This is a genomic window from Cytobacillus kochii (genome assembly GCF_020171845.1).
Classification (GTDB): domain Bacteria; phylum Bacillota; class Bacilli; order Bacillales; family Cytobacillaceae; genus Cytobacillus; species Cytobacillus kochii.
In genome coordinates this window covers 67,635-82,235 of the sequence record NZ_JAIVAM010000010.1, presented here as the reverse complement: position 1 = coordinate 82,235, position 14,601 = coordinate 67,635, and the positions used below count along the sequence as shown (strand labels likewise).

17 protein-coding genes are annotated in these 14,601 nt (G+C 36.2%); 9 read left to right on the top strand and 8 right to left on the bottom strand.

All coding sequences use genetic code 11. The features are described from left to right. Positions 1-4 precede the first annotated feature (4 nt). The 4 genes from LCM23_RS16815 to LCM23_RS16800 are packed head-to-tail and all read right to left on the bottom strand — an operon-like array spanning position 5 to position 4,616. Positions 5-1,495, bottom strand: a complete 1,491-nt coding sequence (locus LCM23_RS16815; RefSeq protein ID WP_224937985.1) for a Na+/H+ antiporter subunit D — start codon at positions 1,493-1,495, stop codon at positions 5-7. Continuing rightward, positions 1,488-1,829, bottom strand: coding sequence for a Na(+)/H(+) antiporter subunit C (locus LCM23_RS16810; RefSeq protein WP_224937984.1), 342 nt, complete (start codon positions 1,827-1,829; stop codon positions 1,488-1,490). Before LCM23_RS16810 ends, LCM23_RS16815 begins: the two co-directional genes overlap by 8 nt. After that, entirely contained in the window at positions 1,829-2,269 is a 441-nt protein-coding gene (locus LCM23_RS16805) for a Na(+)/H(+) antiporter subunit B (RefSeq protein ID WP_373370962.1), read from the bottom strand. The genes LCM23_RS16810 and LCM23_RS16805 overlap by 1 nt, the downstream gene beginning before the upstream one ends. After that, complete coding sequence (locus LCM23_RS16800) at positions 2,241-4,616, bottom strand: Na+/H+ antiporter subunit A (protein ID WP_224937982.1); 2,376 nt, start codon at positions 4,614-4,616, stop codon at positions 2,241-2,243. Before LCM23_RS16800 ends, LCM23_RS16805 begins: the two co-directional genes overlap by 29 nt. Before the next feature lie 258 nt (positions 4,617-4,874). On the opposite strand from LCM23_RS16800, the gene LCM23_RS16795 reads away from it, so the two are divergent. Together LCM23_RS16795 and kapD are read left to right on the top strand one after the other, a co-directional pair. Then, the gene (locus tag LCM23_RS16795) at positions 4,875-5,078 is read left to right on the top strand and encodes a hypothetical protein (RefSeq protein WP_224937981.1); all 204 of its coding nucleotides are present in this window, start codon (positions 4,875-4,877) and stop codon (positions 5,076-5,078) included. Between the two features lie 378 nt (positions 5,079-5,456). After that, positions 5,457-6,071 carry a 3'-5' exonuclease KapD gene (gene kapD, locus LCM23_RS16790; protein ID WP_373370963.1) on the top strand — a complete coding sequence of 205 codons (615 nt, stop codon included), beginning with the start codon at positions 5,457-5,459 and terminating at the stop codon, positions 6,069-6,071. A 421-nt stretch (positions 6,072-6,492) separates the two neighbouring features. Here the strand turns inward: kapD and LCM23_RS16785 are convergent, their stop codons facing one another. Beyond that, the gene (locus tag LCM23_RS16785) at positions 6,493-6,873 is read right to left on the bottom strand and encodes a kinase-associated lipoprotein B (protein WP_224937979.1); all 381 of its coding nucleotides are present in this window, start codon (positions 6,871-6,873) and stop codon (positions 6,493-6,495) included. A gap of 147 nt (positions 6,874-7,020) precedes the next feature. Here LCM23_RS16785 and LCM23_RS16780 point away from each other — a divergent pair, with 147 nt between their 5' ends. From LCM23_RS16780 to LCM23_RS16765, 4 genes are all read left to right on the top strand, one after another. Further along, complete coding sequence (locus tag LCM23_RS16780) at positions 7,021-7,764, top strand: peptidylprolyl isomerase (protein ID WP_224937978.1); 744 nt, start codon at positions 7,021-7,023, stop codon at positions 7,762-7,764. A 67-nt stretch (positions 7,765-7,831) separates the two neighbouring features. After that, the gene (locus tag LCM23_RS16775) at positions 7,832-8,041 is read left to right on the top strand and encodes a hypothetical protein (RefSeq protein WP_224937977.1); all 210 of its coding nucleotides are present in this window, start codon (positions 7,832-7,834) and stop codon (positions 8,039-8,041) included. 110 nt (positions 8,042-8,151) lie between these two features. Continuing rightward, complete coding sequence (locus tag LCM23_RS16770; protein ID WP_224937976.1) at positions 8,152-8,712, top strand: superoxide dismutase family protein; 561 nt, start codon at positions 8,152-8,154, stop codon at positions 8,710-8,712. 257 nt (positions 8,713-8,969) lie between these two features. After that, entirely contained in the window at positions 8,970-9,542 is a 573-nt protein-coding gene (locus LCM23_RS16765; RefSeq protein ID WP_224937975.1) for a GNAT family N-acetyltransferase, read from the top strand. 48 nt (positions 9,543-9,590) lie between these two features. On the opposite strand, the gene LCM23_RS16760 is transcribed toward LCM23_RS16765, so the two are convergent. Further along, entirely contained in the window at positions 9,591-10,760 is a 1,170-nt protein-coding gene (locus LCM23_RS16760; protein WP_224937974.1) for a MalY/PatB family protein, read from the bottom strand. Positions 10,761-10,848: 88 nt separating this feature from the next. Between LCM23_RS16760 and LCM23_RS16755 the strand changes: the two genes are divergently transcribed. After that, entirely contained in the window at positions 10,849-11,112 is a 264-nt protein-coding gene (locus tag LCM23_RS16755) for a DUF1871 family protein (RefSeq protein WP_224937973.1), read from the top strand. A gap of 19 nt (positions 11,113-11,131) precedes the next feature. Here LCM23_RS16755 and LCM23_RS16750 read toward each other — a convergent pair whose 3' ends face one another. Next, positions 11,132-11,944 carry an alpha/beta fold hydrolase gene (locus LCM23_RS16750; protein ID WP_318247539.1) on the bottom strand — a complete coding sequence of 271 codons (813 nt, stop codon included), beginning with the start codon at positions 11,942-11,944 and terminating at the stop codon, positions 11,132-11,134. 218 nt (positions 11,945-12,162) lie between these two features. Then, complete coding sequence (locus tag LCM23_RS16745; protein ID WP_224937972.1) at positions 12,163-12,447, bottom strand: helix-turn-helix domain-containing protein; 285 nt, start codon at positions 12,445-12,447, stop codon at positions 12,163-12,165. Between the two features lie 191 nt (positions 12,448-12,638). Between LCM23_RS16745 and yugI the strand changes: the two genes are divergently transcribed. Together yugI and LCM23_RS16735 are read left to right on the top strand one after the other, a co-directional pair. Beyond that, positions 12,639-13,043, top strand: coding sequence for a S1 domain-containing post-transcriptional regulator GSP13 (gene yugI / locus LCM23_RS16740; protein ID WP_095372077.1), 405 nt, complete (start codon positions 12,639-12,641; stop codon positions 13,041-13,043). A gap of 194 nt (positions 13,044-13,237) precedes the next feature. Further along, complete coding sequence (locus tag LCM23_RS16735; RefSeq protein ID WP_095372078.1) at positions 13,238-14,401, top strand: iron-containing alcohol dehydrogenase; 1,164 nt, start codon at positions 13,238-13,240, stop codon at positions 14,399-14,401. The last annotated feature ends 200 nt before the right edge of the window (positions 14,402-14,601 follow it).

The window sequence follows — 14,601 nt, the reverse complement described above, 5'->3', positions numbered from 1 at the left end:
CTCACTACTCCTTTAGAACTGCATCGATATATAAATTGGTGTTGATTAAGCTTTCAGCAGCTTGAGACATATACGGATAAATAAAATCTGCACCTACACCATAGCAGATAGAAAGAATGACTAAGATCACTGGAGCGATTAATAACTGCTTATAAGGAACCGTCTTTTCATTTGCATATGTCTTTGGTTCGCCCCAAACCCCATTAATAAAGATTTTCATAATAGAGATGAGTACGAATAAGCTAGATGCTAATACAATTGCAGCGCCAATGAAGTATTCAGATGAAAACCCACCCTGAACAATAAGCACTTTTCCTACGAACCCACTTAACGGTGGGATACCTGATAGTGCAAGTGCTGCAAGGAAGAAGGTCCAGCTAAATCCTGGATAATTTTTAATCAATCCACCCATTTGTTTCAAGTTATTCGTCCCCGTAATGGTCGCCATTAAACCAACGAGTAGGAATAAAGCTGCTTTAATAATCATGTCATGAATGAGGTAGAATATTGATCCTGTTAAGGCACTTTCATTCATTGTACTGACACCGAATAGGATGACACCTACTGCAACAATAATATTGTATATGATAATTTTTTTAACATCCGAATAAGCCAAGGCTCCGATAATACCAGCAATTATGGTTAATATTGCTAGAATCATGATGACCTGTTGAACATACCCGCCGTCTTCATAAAAGAATAAAGAGTACGTCCTGATGATGGAATAAACACCGACCTTCGTGAGAAGTGCCCCGAAAATAGCCATTACAGGTGCTGGAGGTGCATAATAGGAGCCCGGAAGCCAGAAGTAAAGTGGGAATATCGCACCTTTCAATCCAAATACAATCAGGAATATGATTCCAATAATAGAAATCACACCAGGTTGAGATATACCACTTATTTCACTAATTCTTGCAGCGATATGCGCCATATTCAATGTTCCTACGACTGAATACAGATAACCAACCGCAATGACGAATAGACCAGATGAAATAACGTTAACGAGTATATACTTGATGGATTCTCTTAATTGAATTTTCGTTCCACCAAGTAAAATCAACGCATAAGAAGACATTAACATCACTTCGAAAAATACGAATAGGTTAAAGATATCGCCTGTTGTGAAAGCACCATTCACACCAACAATTAGAAATTGTAATGCAGCATAAAAATGATATTTTTCACGTGCTTCGCCAATTCCCTTAAACGAATAAATGATACAAGCAAATGCGACGATACTCGTTGTTAATACAAGTAAAGCAGATAACATATCAGAGACGAGGGTAATGCCAAAAGGAGCATCCCAGTTTGATAAGTTTAATGTTTGTATACCGTCATTTTTCACCTTATTTACTAACAAGGCAGATAGAATGACTGTTACAAAAGCCGATAGACCAGAAACCCACCTTTGAGCAATAACTGACTTATTTAAGAAGATCAGAATGACGGCGGTAATTAATGGAACTAAAATTGGTAGTATTAAAAAATTAATCATTGCCATCATTTCCTCTCAATTTCTCCATATTGTCTGTTCCAAGTTCTTTATAAGAGCGATACCCTAATACAAGGAATAGAGCGGTAACCCCAAAAGAAATGACGATTGCAGTTAAAATGAGTGCTTGAGGAAGAGGGTCTGAATATGCACTGGCTTCTTCACCTATTAGAGGGGGTGCACCTCTCTTCAAGCCTCCCATAGTTAATAAGAGAAGATGTACGCCGTGACTTAATACAGTTGTCCCTAATATGATTCGCACAACACTTCGTGATAGCATCAAGTAGGTCGCTGACATGAAAAGAATGCCGGCAATAATAATCATTAGTATTTCCATTATTCATCATCTCCTCCTATCGTTTGAATAATGGACATTGTCACACCTACAACAACAAGATATACCCCTAGATCAAACAATGTAGCTGTATGCAAGTGGAGTTCACCTAATATAGGTACATGAAGATCTCCAAAAGCATGTGTTAAAAAAGGTTTGTTGAAAATGAGTGACCCAGCACCAGTTCCAATCGCAAATACTAAACCAACTGCCACCATATATAAAAAGTTGACTGGTAAAATATTTCTTACTGTTTGTAGGTCATAGGCCAAGAGTAAGAGTAGGATGGCTCCTGAAGTTAATAAGCCACCAACAAATCCGCCTCCAGGTGTATAATGTCCAGCAAAAAAGATGTAAATGGAGAAAATCATGATGAGAAATAATAAAACTTTCGTCATCGATTGCAAGATAACGTTACTTGTTTTCAATTTTCTTTCCTCCATTTCTCCTTAACTTAATCAGACTGAAAATAGCTAGTGCAGCAATACCTAGCACAGCAATTTCAAACATCGTATCAAAGCCCCTAAAGTCAACTAGGATAACATTCACCATGTTTTTTCCAGCCGCTTCACTATACGTGTTTTCAATATAATATTGTGAGATAGAATCAAATAATTTTGTACTATGCGCTGTTAATCCAACTAAAATTACGAATAAACCCACTCCGACTGAGATAACCGCATTACGGACTTTAACTGGTACAGGATCATCTGTTAGTTTTTTCGGTAAATGATAGAAGCAAAGTAAAAATAGTGATACAGAAATCGTCTCAATTACTAGTTGTGTTAGTGCTAAATCTGGCGCTCGAAACACAATAAACAACAAGGAGACCATATATCCTATTGTTCCAGTTAAAAGAATCGAAACGATACGGGACTTAGCAAATAATAATGCGATTGATGAGATTGCAACTATCAATGTGAGTATGACTTCGTAAAAATGAATAGGTGCCAGATTATCAGTGCTAAAGGCGAAGGCGTTTTGCCCAAACAATGAACCAATAATAAGAACAACCATAAACAAAAACATATAACTTAAATAATGGTTAATCGAACCTGTCATTACATTGCGGTTCAAGCTGTGAGATCCTTTATACATTGAATCAAGTAGCCCATCATAAAAACGATTAAGTGCAAGCTTCTCAGGGAAAATCCCGTAAATTCCGCGCCACTTATTTAATCCGAGATACAACAGAACCCCAACGATAATAACGCCTATTGTCATAACCAACTCTGTATTAAAACCATGCCACATAGAAATATGAACATCAAACTCATACATTGGCATAACCGTTTCTATAGCAGGTACTAATATTGGTTTTATGATATTAGGGAAAAAGCCAATAACAATAACTAATGAAGCCAGAATAATTGGAGATATAAGCATACCAATTGGCGCTTCATGCGGTTTTTTCTCTAATTTTTCAGGTTGATACTTCCCTGTGAATGTTTTGAAAACAAGGATCATACTGTATATGAACGTAAAAACGCTCGCAATCCATGCAATAATTGGGATAATGATACTCCAATCAAAATCCATATGAAGTGCATTAATCATCCCAGTAAAGAACATCTCTTTACTTAAAAATCCATTAAATGGCGGAAGACCAGCCATTGAGAAGGTACCTATAATTGCAATCGTAAAAGTGATAGGCATTAGGTTCATCAAGCCACCAAGTTTACGGATGTCCCTTGTACCAGTTTCATGGTCAACAATTCCTACAACCATAAATAAACTACCTTTAAAAGTTGCATGGTTAATTAAGTGGAATATTGCTGCAGTTGTAGCGACAGTAAAATATTTCGGTTGATCGTAATGTAGCGCAGCTGCTCCTACACCTAATAAAGACATAATTAATCCAAGTTGACTTATGGTCGAAAAGGCTAGGATAGATTTTAGATCGGTTTGCTTGACCGCTGAGAAGGATCCCCAGAATAATGTGAACAATCCAAAAGCAATGATGAGCCCCATCCATAAAGTGTCTTCGGCAAAAACTGGACTCATTCTAGCTACTAGATAGATCCCCGCTTTAACCATTGTAGCTGAGTGAAGGTAAGCACTAACAGGGGTTGGTGCTTCCATCGCATCTGGTAACCAGATATGGAATGGAAATTGTGCCGATTTCGTAAATGCACCTAATAGAATACATAAAAGAGCGGCAACAAAAAGTGGGTGATCAATAATTGTGTCAGCTTGTGCGACAATTTCGGTAATACTGAACGTTCCGGTCATGTTATAGAGAAGGATGATTCCTCCCAACATAGCTAGTCCACCTAAAACGGTGATAATCATTGATTTTTGTGCACCATAGCGTGATTTCTCTCGATTGTACCAATAGCCAATTAAGAGAAAAGATGAAAAGCTAGTTAATTCCCAAAACGCATAAAGGACAATTAAATTGTCTGATAAAACAACACCAAGCATTGCCCCCATGAACAGCAATAAATAAACATAGAATGTATTTAATTTCTCTTTCTGTTTAGAAAGATAGTAAATAGAATACAGAATAACTAACGAACCAATCCCAGTAATTAATAAAGCGAATAATAAACCAAGTCCATCCACTTTAACTGTGAAGTCAATTCCTAAAGAAGAGATCCATGAAAACGATTCCATTGTTACTTGTTTATTTGTTGTTTTAGAAATAAAACTACTGAAATAAATGAACAGCAGAATAGGAAGTGGTAGTATAAACCACCCTGTGTGTACTGACTTAATATTTTTATATATAAGCGGTACAAACACTGCGATAATAAATGGCGCAATAATCGCCAAATGTAACAGTGACAAGAAATTACCCCCTTTTGAAGAAAAAATCTGTGAATTGCAAGATAATGCAGAGAAATATGCTATTCATACTAAAGTTCAACAGCTACGGTAGTAATTATAACGTAAAAAGTTATCAGTTGCATTGAAGAAATCCTCTAACAGTAGGATTCCCCATTAACTTTATAAATAAGTAGAAACACGTCGATATTTGGCAAAAATTTTTTAAATGAATAAAAAAACGAATAATTATACAAACTATTTTTAGGTGGTGGTTTGTAAATGTTTGGGAAAATAATAACTGCTATAGGCATATTTGCCATCATTTTCTGCAGTGCATGGTTCGTTGAATCACAGGAAATGTCAAATAAACTGAAGGCAGATCAACCTAAAAAGTATGAAAGTGAATGGAGTAATTTGGAAATAGAAGCGGATGTATCTGATTTTGCTCCAAGAGAGTACGTGAAAATTAGAGAAGTGTCTTGAAAAAATTTTTCCAAAAATACGTGGCTAAAGACCACTAATAAGACTTGAAAGGTCCGGGCAAATTTGACTTTGCTCGGATCTTTTTTATTTGAACAATGATGATGAGATTACCAATGAATAATGCAATCCCAAATACTATGCATAACTTCGTTGGTTTATATAGGGAAGGGGATTTTCTAAAATGACCGTACATAACATGAGAAATAAAAAAGTACATATTTGGGACAGTCAAGAATATGATGGAGTATATTTAGGTTTTAATTCAAATAACTGAAAAATAAAAAAATAGCATGCTATAATAACAATAGAGTACACGATAAAATCCGTTTATAAAGAAGGGATCTTTTCTTATTATTTACGTAAAAAGGGGGGTCACAGCTGATGGAAGGAGCAAGATATTTATTTATTGATTTTGAATTTACAATGCCAGAACGGAATTGGAAAGGTTTTTATCCTGAAATCATTGAAGTGGGCTATATTTTGGTAGAGGGTGGAAACATCGTTGACCAGTTTTCATCTTATGTGAAACCAATTAAGTATCCTCATTTATCTAAAAGGTGTAGCTCATTTTTGAAAATTTCTCAACAACAGGTTGATACAGGAATCACTTTTAAGCAAATGCTAGAAAAGTTTTCGAAAATACCAACTGTCTCCTCCTTAAAAATCGTTACATGGGGAAATATGGATATGAAGGTGCTGCGAAATAATTGTTTACATACGGAGTTACCGTTTCCCTTTGATGGTAAAGAAATAGATTTATCAATGGAGTATAAACGATTCTTCGGTAATCAGAATCAGACAGGTTTATGGAGGGCTGTGCAAGAGTATGGAAAAGAAGGCACGGGGAAGCACCATAAAGCATTGGATGATGCCTTAACGACTTATCAGATCTTTAAGCTTGTGGAAAAAGATAAGCGCTATCTAAAGAAACCGAAGCCTGCTACAATCGGGGACGTCATAGATTTTTCTAAGCTGTTGAAGCAACATGTGTAAGGACTCAAAGTAAAATTGAGTCTTATTTTTTTGCATGAAAACCTGTTTTTAATATCAAACCTTATGCAAAAAAAGTGGTCAAAGTGATAAACGGCGAAAGAAATAAAGTCGCTGTTTTTACAGTACTGCTGCTAATCTACTTCACTTAATCAAGTGCTAGCTTGCATTGGATTCGTGAAGTGACAGAAGGAATGACGGTCATCAAGCCGTAGTGCATACATACTACTTTAGAAACGGTAAATATCAAAAGAGCAAAGGAGCTAACTAGAAATACGGAGTACAGATAAGCAATGCCCACATAAATGATTTCAAATCAGCCAGAACGGAGGGCAAAAGAGAAGGGGACTGTTAAGGGAGATTTAAGTCCTAAATGACTAAATGTGATTTAGGACTCAATCTGTGACAGTTCGTTTAAAAACAATTATTTAAAATAGTCTTTTTCTAATGATTTTAAGTTCATTAAGCTTTTTTCTGCCCATTCCGTGCTTTTGGTAAGTAATTCTGCACGCATTTTTTCAATAGCATCTTGAAGTGAAACTTGATAGTCGGGAATTTCTTCGGTAAAAGGTTTCACCATTTTTAAAGGGACATTCGTTTGTTCCCTATATGCCAAGGCTCTTCTTTCTTGAAAGAAAACGCCGTCTACTTCTTTAGGGTGATGAAGATCACCTTGTGTAGGATGCTTCAGCACTGCTAAGACCCTTACCAAATAACTTTGCGGACGGATGTCTGTGATTTCTCCAATATATTTCCCTGTTTTGTATATCCCGGTAACTTTATCTCCAATCTTTAATTCACTCATTGATGTACCTCCTAACAATTGATCTTGCCTATATTATGAATGAGAAAGAAATGAAAGACAATCCATAAAACAGATAGATAGGCTCTTTACAAACCGGTACAATATTAAAATAATGGTAGTATAATACATACGCTTGGGAGTGAGATAATGAGAAAAAAATGGTTGGTTTTATTTGCAATGCTTCTTTTATTACTTGCTGGTTGTGGTGAGAATAACGATACAGCTGATGCAGACAAAGGGGACAAGTCAACAGCAGAGGAAAAAACACAAGAAGATGATACAGGCGAAGCTGCTAAAGTAAAAGGTTTCCCACAGCTTTCCAATGAAGTAGGGGAAAATGAGCAGGTCGTTAAGATGGTAACATCATTAGGCGAAATTACGATTAAACTTTTTCCCGATATTGCACCTAAGACAGTAGAAAACTTTATCACTCATAGTAAAGAAGGCTATTATGATGGCGTTATCTTTCATCGTGTTATGAAAGAGTTTATGGTCCAAGGTGGAGACCCTGAAGGCACAGGAATTGGTGGAGAAAGTATTTACGGGGAATACTTTGAGGATGAGTTCTCTAATCAATTATTTAATATTCGCGGTGCCTTATCGATGGCTAACAAAGGTGCTGATACAAATGGTAGTCAATTTTTCATTGTTCAGAATACAACATTAGGGGATGGCCTAGAACAACAAATGAAAGATAATGAATATCCAACTGACATTATTGAGAAATATGTGGAAAATGGTGGAACGCCATGGCTAGATGGGCGTCATACTGTTTTTGGACAGGTGATAGATGGGATGGATATTGTTGATGAAATTGCACAAGTAGAAGTAAATGAAAACGATAAACCAGTAGAAGACGTGATTATTGAGAAAATACAAGTCATCGAATAAAGGTTGGTATAGATTACATCGACTGTTATAATAAGGATATCAACGAAAGTAAGAAAGGAACATAGCCGTGCTTCAAACTTATGTGTTTTCTTTATTTCTTTATTTTCCAGAAGACAAGACAGAATATATTCCGGCCGTTATATGGTTAGTTGCCTTTATGATTCTCGCAGGATTTGTAATGAGATGGTTTATTCACCACTCAAAAAAAGAGAGTGAAAAAACACGCGAACTCGAAGACCAATTAAAACAAAAAAGTAAAAACTCCTCTGTTGATTGAAGGTAACTTTCATGTTTGTAAACTTTTCGACAACCACTTTGAGTAGTGGTTGTATTTTTTTTGGATTGGGAAAAGCTAAGTGCATGATTTTCTTTTTGGAGGCTTTCTTTATGAATAAGAAGATAGTTTATTTATTATTTAGTCTATCTGTTTTATTAATGGGTTGTACAGAACAGGAAGTAAAAAAGGTAGATGTAGAAATGTTTAACGCAGTAGGGGATTCTCTTGGTAAGATTAAATTAGAAGAGCAGGCCAGTGGGGTCAAGTTAGGCTTAGATTTAAAAGGTCTGCCCCCTGGGGATCATGCTATTCATATCCATGAGAAAGGTGAGTGTGAGGCTCCTGATTTTAAATCGGCTGGTAATCACTTTAATCCCGAAGATAAAGATCATGGTTTACTGAATCAAGATGGTCATCATGCGGGAGATTTACCTAATATTATTGTGGAAGATGATGGGAAAGTGAAGACAGACTTAGTTGCAGCTGAAGTTACAATGAAAGATGACAAGTCTTCATTATTAACAAAAGATGGTACATCTATTGTCATTGATGAAAAAACAGATGATGGAATGACACAGCCTTCTGGCGACTCAGGGGAAAGAATTGCATGTGGAGTGGTTTCAAAGAACAAAGAACCAAAGCAGAAAGAAGCACAAAATAGTAAGAGTTAACCAATACTATGTACACGGAAGGAAGAACAAACTCTGGAAGGGATTTGTTCTTTTTTTATTGTTTAGGAAACGATAAAAAACCAGGCTTGTTTATCGATAGAAGAGACAGTAAACCATTAGAGTGAGCGAAGTCAGTCATAAGTTTTTTAAAATAAATGAATGAAAATCATTACGTGAATAAAAGTAAGAATATTATGTAAAAAACCATATTTATTTTATAGTAAATATGCTTTAATAGGGTAAAGGGAGGGAACTTTATGAAGCAACTAGAAAATAGTGTAGTACAACTGATTCCAATGGAAACTTGTCATATTGAAGGGATAAGCAAGGCAGCGAAAGACGAGTCAATTTGGACACATATGTCAGTCGATTTAACCCAATATAGTGATGTCGTTACATATGTTGAAGCGGGTATCAAAAAGCGTGAAGAAGGAAGAGAGTTCCCTTTTGTTATTTTTAATAAAAAGGAGCAGCAAATTATTGGCTGTACCTGGTTTTTAGATGTGGACCTTACCCATAAGAGGTTAGAAATCGGTTCAACATGGCTTCATCCTCATTATTGGCGCAGTGCCATCAATACAAACTGTAAATACCTTTTATTGTCTTATTGTTTTGAAGAACTGAAATTAAATCGAGTACAAATAAAAACAGGCCATGAGAACCTCCAATCACAACAGGCAATTGAGAGAATAGGTGCTAAGAAGGAGGGGGTATTACGCAATCATATGATTCGTAGGAATGGAGAAATTCGTCACACAGTGATGTATAGTGTGACAATAGAAGATTGGTTAGAAATAAAAAAGCATTTAGAAGAGAATTTATTGAAATAAAAAAACATGTCGGAGATCGTTTTTCCGACATGTTTTTTTACAGAATCCTTATGAAAATGCTGTTTTTAAACGGTGAAGTCCATCCATAAGTATATCATGAGGGCAGGCGATGTTCATACGGACAAACCCTTCACCACCTGGGCCATATTTTGGTCCTGGCTCTAATCCAAGTTTTCCTTTCTTTACAAGCTTTTGCTGAATGTCATCATCAGATAAGCCGAGTTTACGACAATCTAGCCAGATTAAATACGTCCCTTCTGGTTCAACGACACCAATATCAGGCAATTCTTTTTCTATAAAACTTTTTACACTCTGGATATTTTGTTGTAAATAGGAGAGTAAAGCTTCTAACCAGTCTGCTCCATGGGTATAAGCAGCTTCCATGCCGACCATTCCAAAGATGGATAATTGATGGAAGCCTTGTCTTGCTTGAAAATCTTCAAATTTTTTCCTAAATGTCTCATTTGGAATGATAAGGGCGGATGCTTGCAACCCAGCAATATTAAAAGTTTTCGTTGGTGCAATGCATGTAATCGTCTGGTCTCTTAGTTCCTCGCTTAAGCTAGCGATAGCGACATGTTTTTTGGGCTTATAGACGAGGTCTGCATGAATTTCATCTGATAGGATTAAGCAATCATAAGCGATACATAAGTCACCGATCTTCTGTAAATCCTCTTTTGACCACACATTTCCTCCTGGATTATGAGGATTACAGAGAATAAACATTTTCGCACCTTTTTTGAGTTGCTGTTCAAAGTCATCAAATTCAATTTTGTAATGTCCATTAACAAGCTGAAGTGGAGACCGTAAAACTTTACGATGATTACTTTCAATGACATTTGTGAACGGCGGATAAACAGGGGTATGTATTAATATATTGTCCCCTTCTTCTGTATAGGTCTGCACGACTGCTGCCAAAGATGGAACCACACCGGTATTGTATAATATGGACTGCAGTGGAATATCCCAGCCGTGATGAACACTTACCCAATCCTTGATTGCTTTTGGTAAGGATGGGGAGGCAAATGTATAACCATAAATTCCGTGATCTAAACGTTTTTGTAGGGCATTTGTTACCTCTTTAGGCGGTTTGAAATCCATATCTGCGACCCACATTGGAAGGACGTCTTCTTCTCCAAAAACCATTTTGGTCAATTCCCACTTCACTGATGACGTATTTTTACGATCAAAAATTTCATGAAAATATTGATTTTCCACTTCTATCCCACCATTTCTTTATTTATCGATTTCTATCTATATGATAAGATATGTAAACATAAATGAAAAATAATAAGGTGAATGAATAATGAATACACAACAAATGAATCTTTTGTTAGTTGATTGTTTAAATGATTGGGACCCATTTCATATCGGTACAGGTAATTACGATACGGAAATAGCTGATATCCTCCAAGTAGTACAAACTGTTGACGATACTAATGAATTGGCCCATAACATCCAAGCTATATATGAATTCTCTTTTGATGAAGTAATTCCTCTTGCTCAATGTGAAAAATTTGCAAAGAAACTCCTGGTGATAAAAAATAATAGTTCTTGCGAAATTGAATAAATCGGTTATGGAATAAAAATTATCTTAGCCCACCATTCTCTTTTTTCTGTAAATATTGTTCGATAATTGCTGCAATCTCCTCAGGCTTTTCTTCGGGTATAAGATGACCTGCCTGCTTAAGGATATGTAATTCGCTATGCGGTAGGTCTCCTTGTAATCTTTGACCGATAGAGAGTGGGACCACCTTGTCTGCCTCCCCCCATATGAGTAAACAAGGAGTGTTAATTGTTTTTAATAAGGTCTCATCCAAATCTCCCTCCCGGTCACGTATCATTCTCGCTAAGGAATAGAAGATATCCTTGTTTAAAAATGGTTCTAGATAACCATCCCTCATGGCATCATCAATCATTTCTTTTTCATAAACAACGTTGTTTAAGTTTTTTTCTACACCTGATTTTTCAAGATATTTTTTTACAAAATGAGAAAAGAAAGGGAGGTGACTTGCGTAAACATACTTTGCTGGCATTCTCGGTAGATAAGAAGAGCTGCATAATAAGACTACAGCCTCAAGCAGGTCTGGTCTTTGATGAGCAATGTTTAGGCAAATTTGTCCTCCCATTGAATGCCCAACCATCACGATTTGTTGAATAGATAATTTTTCAAGAAGTAAAATAACAGTTGAAGCAATATTTTCATAAGAATAGATAAACTTTTTTGCTTTTCCGCTCTTCCCAAATGGTGGGAGGTCAATTGTGAGTACTGTATTTTCTTTTTGTAGCAATGGTATGAGCTTTCGAAAACTAAAGCTGGAAGAAAGAAACCCATGCAATAATACAAATGATCGTTTAGGGGTTGGGTGTGGGTAATATTCATTAATAAAAGTCATTTCCATTTAGAAGCATTTTATCGTTTGGCAATGGTTGTCCTCATTTCTTTACAGTGATGTAAGGTGTTACTATAAGTCATATCATTCGTAGCCATTGCTTACAAGGAGAAACATTTTATCTGAGGCATAAAATAAAAAATAGGCAATCCTATAACAGATTGCCTTCAACAAAGGGGGAATTCTAGAAAGACTTACAATATAAGCCTTCCCGAAAACCTACATGTTTATACGTAAGAATTGGAAATAGTTTCATTTATATCCTGTTGATGAAGCATAGGATGGTTGAACTCGTTCTGATTTTGAAGGTCAACTTGTGGATTTGTAATAGTTGATACTGGGATGTCCAATATTGTACATAGCTTGAGGATTGTTAGCGTATCTGGGGTAGAAATACCTGACTCATATCTTTCGATTACTGCACTACCTACCCGCGCTCTTTTTGCAAGTTCCAATCTTGTTAACCCATGTTGTTCACGGACTAAGCGAATGTTTTCACCAATGTGATTCATTTTTACCCCCCCTTCTATATTTTATTTTACCACCAATCATCTTTTTTAACGGGTAATTGTATGAACATTTCGTTAATTAATTGTGACTATTTATTGACTATCCATTTTACTTTTGATATTAGCTATAGAGTATGATATAATTTTTTATTGCGTATATAAACGATAAAATATTAATAATTAGGAGTGTTCCCATGTCAGAGAAAATTGAAGTAGGCAGCGTGATTACTGGAAAAGTAACAGGTATTCAACCTTATGGTGCCTTTGTTGCATTAGATGAAAATACACAAGGACTTGTTCACATTTCAGAAGTTACTCATGGCTTCGTTAAAGATATTAATGAACATTTAAGTGTTGGAGATGAAGTACAAGTAAAAGTACTGTCTATTGATGAAAATGCTGGAAAAATCGGCCTTTCTATTCGTGCAACACAAGAAGCACCAGCGCCAACAGAAAAAGAGAAAAAACCTCGCAAACGCCCAAATAATCCTGTAGCTCAAAAAGTAGAGGATAATGGTAGCCAAGGTTTCAATACACTAAAAGATAAATTGCAAGAGTGGATTGCACAATCTGAGCGTGAAGATTTAATTAAAAAATAATCTAGTTCAGCTTCACAGAAGACACCGGGGAAATCTCGGTGTCTTTTTTGTCGAAAGAAAGAATCATTTAGTTCCTCGGAAGAGACAATGACAGAGAGGTATTTATTTTATTTTTTAAAATAAATAAAAAAAGATGTATTCTTTGCAATCCTTAGTAAAAAAAATGATAATAACAAAAAAGGAAGGTGAAAAGAATGGAGAATTTTACATTTTGGAATCCAACGAGATTGATTTTTGGTAAAGGTGAACTTAGTAAATTAAGCGAAGAGATTTCTCCTTTTGGCCGTAAGGTGCTGGTTGTTTATGGTGGTGGAAGTATTAAAAGGAATGGTCTATACGATAAGGTAATGAATGAGCTTGAGAAAATGGATGCAGAAGTGTATGAACTAGGTGGGGTTGATCCAAATCCTCGTGTTTCTTCCGTTCGTGAAGGTGTGAATATTTGCCGCGAGAAAGAAATTGATTTCATTCTAGCTGTTGGTGGCGGGAGTGTCATCGATTGTACAAAAGCCATTGCTGGAGCAACGAAATTTGCTGGTGATGCTTGGGATATGGTGACGAATAAAGTAAGAATGGAAGAAGCGATTCCCTTTGGTACCGTCCTTACATTAGCTGCAACGGGTTCTGAAATGAATTCTGGAGCGGTCATTACCAATTGGGAAACACATGAAAAATTGTCTTGGGGAAGCCCGGCTGTTTTCCCTCAATTTTCAATTTTAGATCCAGAACATACATATTCAGTGCCAAGAGACCAAACGATTTATGGCATAGTCGATATGATGTCTCATGTACTTGAGCATTATTTCCATTTAGAAGAAAATACGGACTTTCAAGATCGTATGTGCGAATCTCTCTTAACTACGATAATGGATACAGCTCCAAAACTAATAGATGACTTAGAAAATTATGAGCATCGTGCGACCATTTTATATAGCGGTACAATGGCATTAAACGGTATTCTCAATATGGGTTATAAAGGAGACTGGGCAACTCATAACATTGAACATGCTGTATCGGCAGTCTATGATATCCCTCATGGTGGCGGTTTGGCCATTTTATTCCCTCATTGGATTAAGCATACATTACATGCCAAGCCTGAGAGAATGAAACAATTAGCAATAAGAGTGTTTGAAGTTGATCCAACAGGCAAAACAGATGAGGAAGTCGCATTAGAAGGAATTGCTCGTTTAAGACTTTTTTGGAACAGTATTGATGCACCCGAACAATTATCAGATTATGGTATAGACGATAGCAAGCTAGAAGATATGGCAAATAAAGCCGTTCATAATGGTCCTTTTGGTCGTTTTCAAGTATTAGATAAAGAGGATGTTCTTTCAATCTATCGTTCAGCATTATAAGGATGAAGCTCTCGTGTGAAACGGGAGCTTTCTTTATAGGTTCTTATCATATTTGGGTTTAATGGAATTGTGGTCACCTGGTGTGAGTTGCCTTATACACCCATAGTAAAAAAGGTGAAAGGATAATTTTTGCTTAAGCACGAGTGATGGGTTATAAACCTTATTTTTGGAAATGATGTAATCATGAACTAGATAACGGT

What these genes read in the sequence shown, in the direction of transcription:
- LCM23_RS16815 (WP_224937985.1), bottom strand. Translation starts at nt 1,495, where the DNA reads ATGATTAATTTTTTAATACTACCAATTTTAGTTCCATTAATTACCGCC.
- LCM23_RS16810 (WP_224937984.1), bottom strand. Translation starts at nt 1,829, where the DNA reads ATGGAAATACTAATGATTATTATTGCCGGCATTCTTTTCATGTCAGCG.
- LCM23_RS16805 (WP_373370962.1), bottom strand. Translation starts at nt 2,269, where the DNA reads ATGGAGGAAAGAAAATTGAAAACAAGTAACGTTATCTTGCAATCGATG.
- LCM23_RS16795 (WP_224937981.1), top strand. Translation starts at nt 4,875, where the DNA reads ATGTTTGGGAAAATAATAACTGCTATAGGCATATTTGCCATCATTTTC.
- LCM23_RS16785 (WP_224937979.1), bottom strand. Translation starts at nt 6,873, where the DNA reads ATGAGTGAATTAAAGATTGGAGATAAAGTTACCGGGATATACAAAACA.
- LCM23_RS16780 (WP_224937978.1), top strand. Translation starts at nt 7,021, where the DNA reads ATGAGAAAAAAATGGTTGGTTTTATTTGCAATGCTTCTTTTATTACTT.
- LCM23_RS16770 (WP_224937976.1), top strand. Translation starts at nt 8,152, where the DNA reads ATGAATAAGAAGATAGTTTATTTATTATTTAGTCTATCTGTTTTATTA.
- LCM23_RS16765 (WP_224937975.1), top strand. Translation starts at nt 8,970, where the DNA reads ATGAAGCAACTAGAAAATAGTGTAGTACAACTGATTCCAATGGAAACT.
- LCM23_RS16755 (WP_224937973.1), top strand. Translation starts at nt 10,849, where the DNA reads ATGAATACACAACAAATGAATCTTTTGTTAGTTGATTGTTTAAATGAT.
- LCM23_RS16750 (WP_318247539.1), bottom strand. Translation starts at nt 11,944, where the DNA reads ATGGAAATGACTTTTATTAATGAATATTACCCACACCCAACCCCTAAA.
- LCM23_RS16745 (WP_224937972.1), bottom strand. Translation starts at nt 12,447, where the DNA reads ATGAATCACATTGGTGAAAACATTCGCTTAGTCCGTGAACAACATGGG.
- yugI (WP_095372077.1), top strand. Translation starts at nt 12,639, where the DNA reads ATGTCAGAGAAAATTGAAGTAGGCAGCGTGATTACTGGAAAAGTAACA.
- LCM23_RS16735 (WP_095372078.1), top strand. Translation starts at nt 13,238, where the DNA reads ATGGAGAATTTTACATTTTGGAATCCAACGAGATTGATTTTTGGTAAA.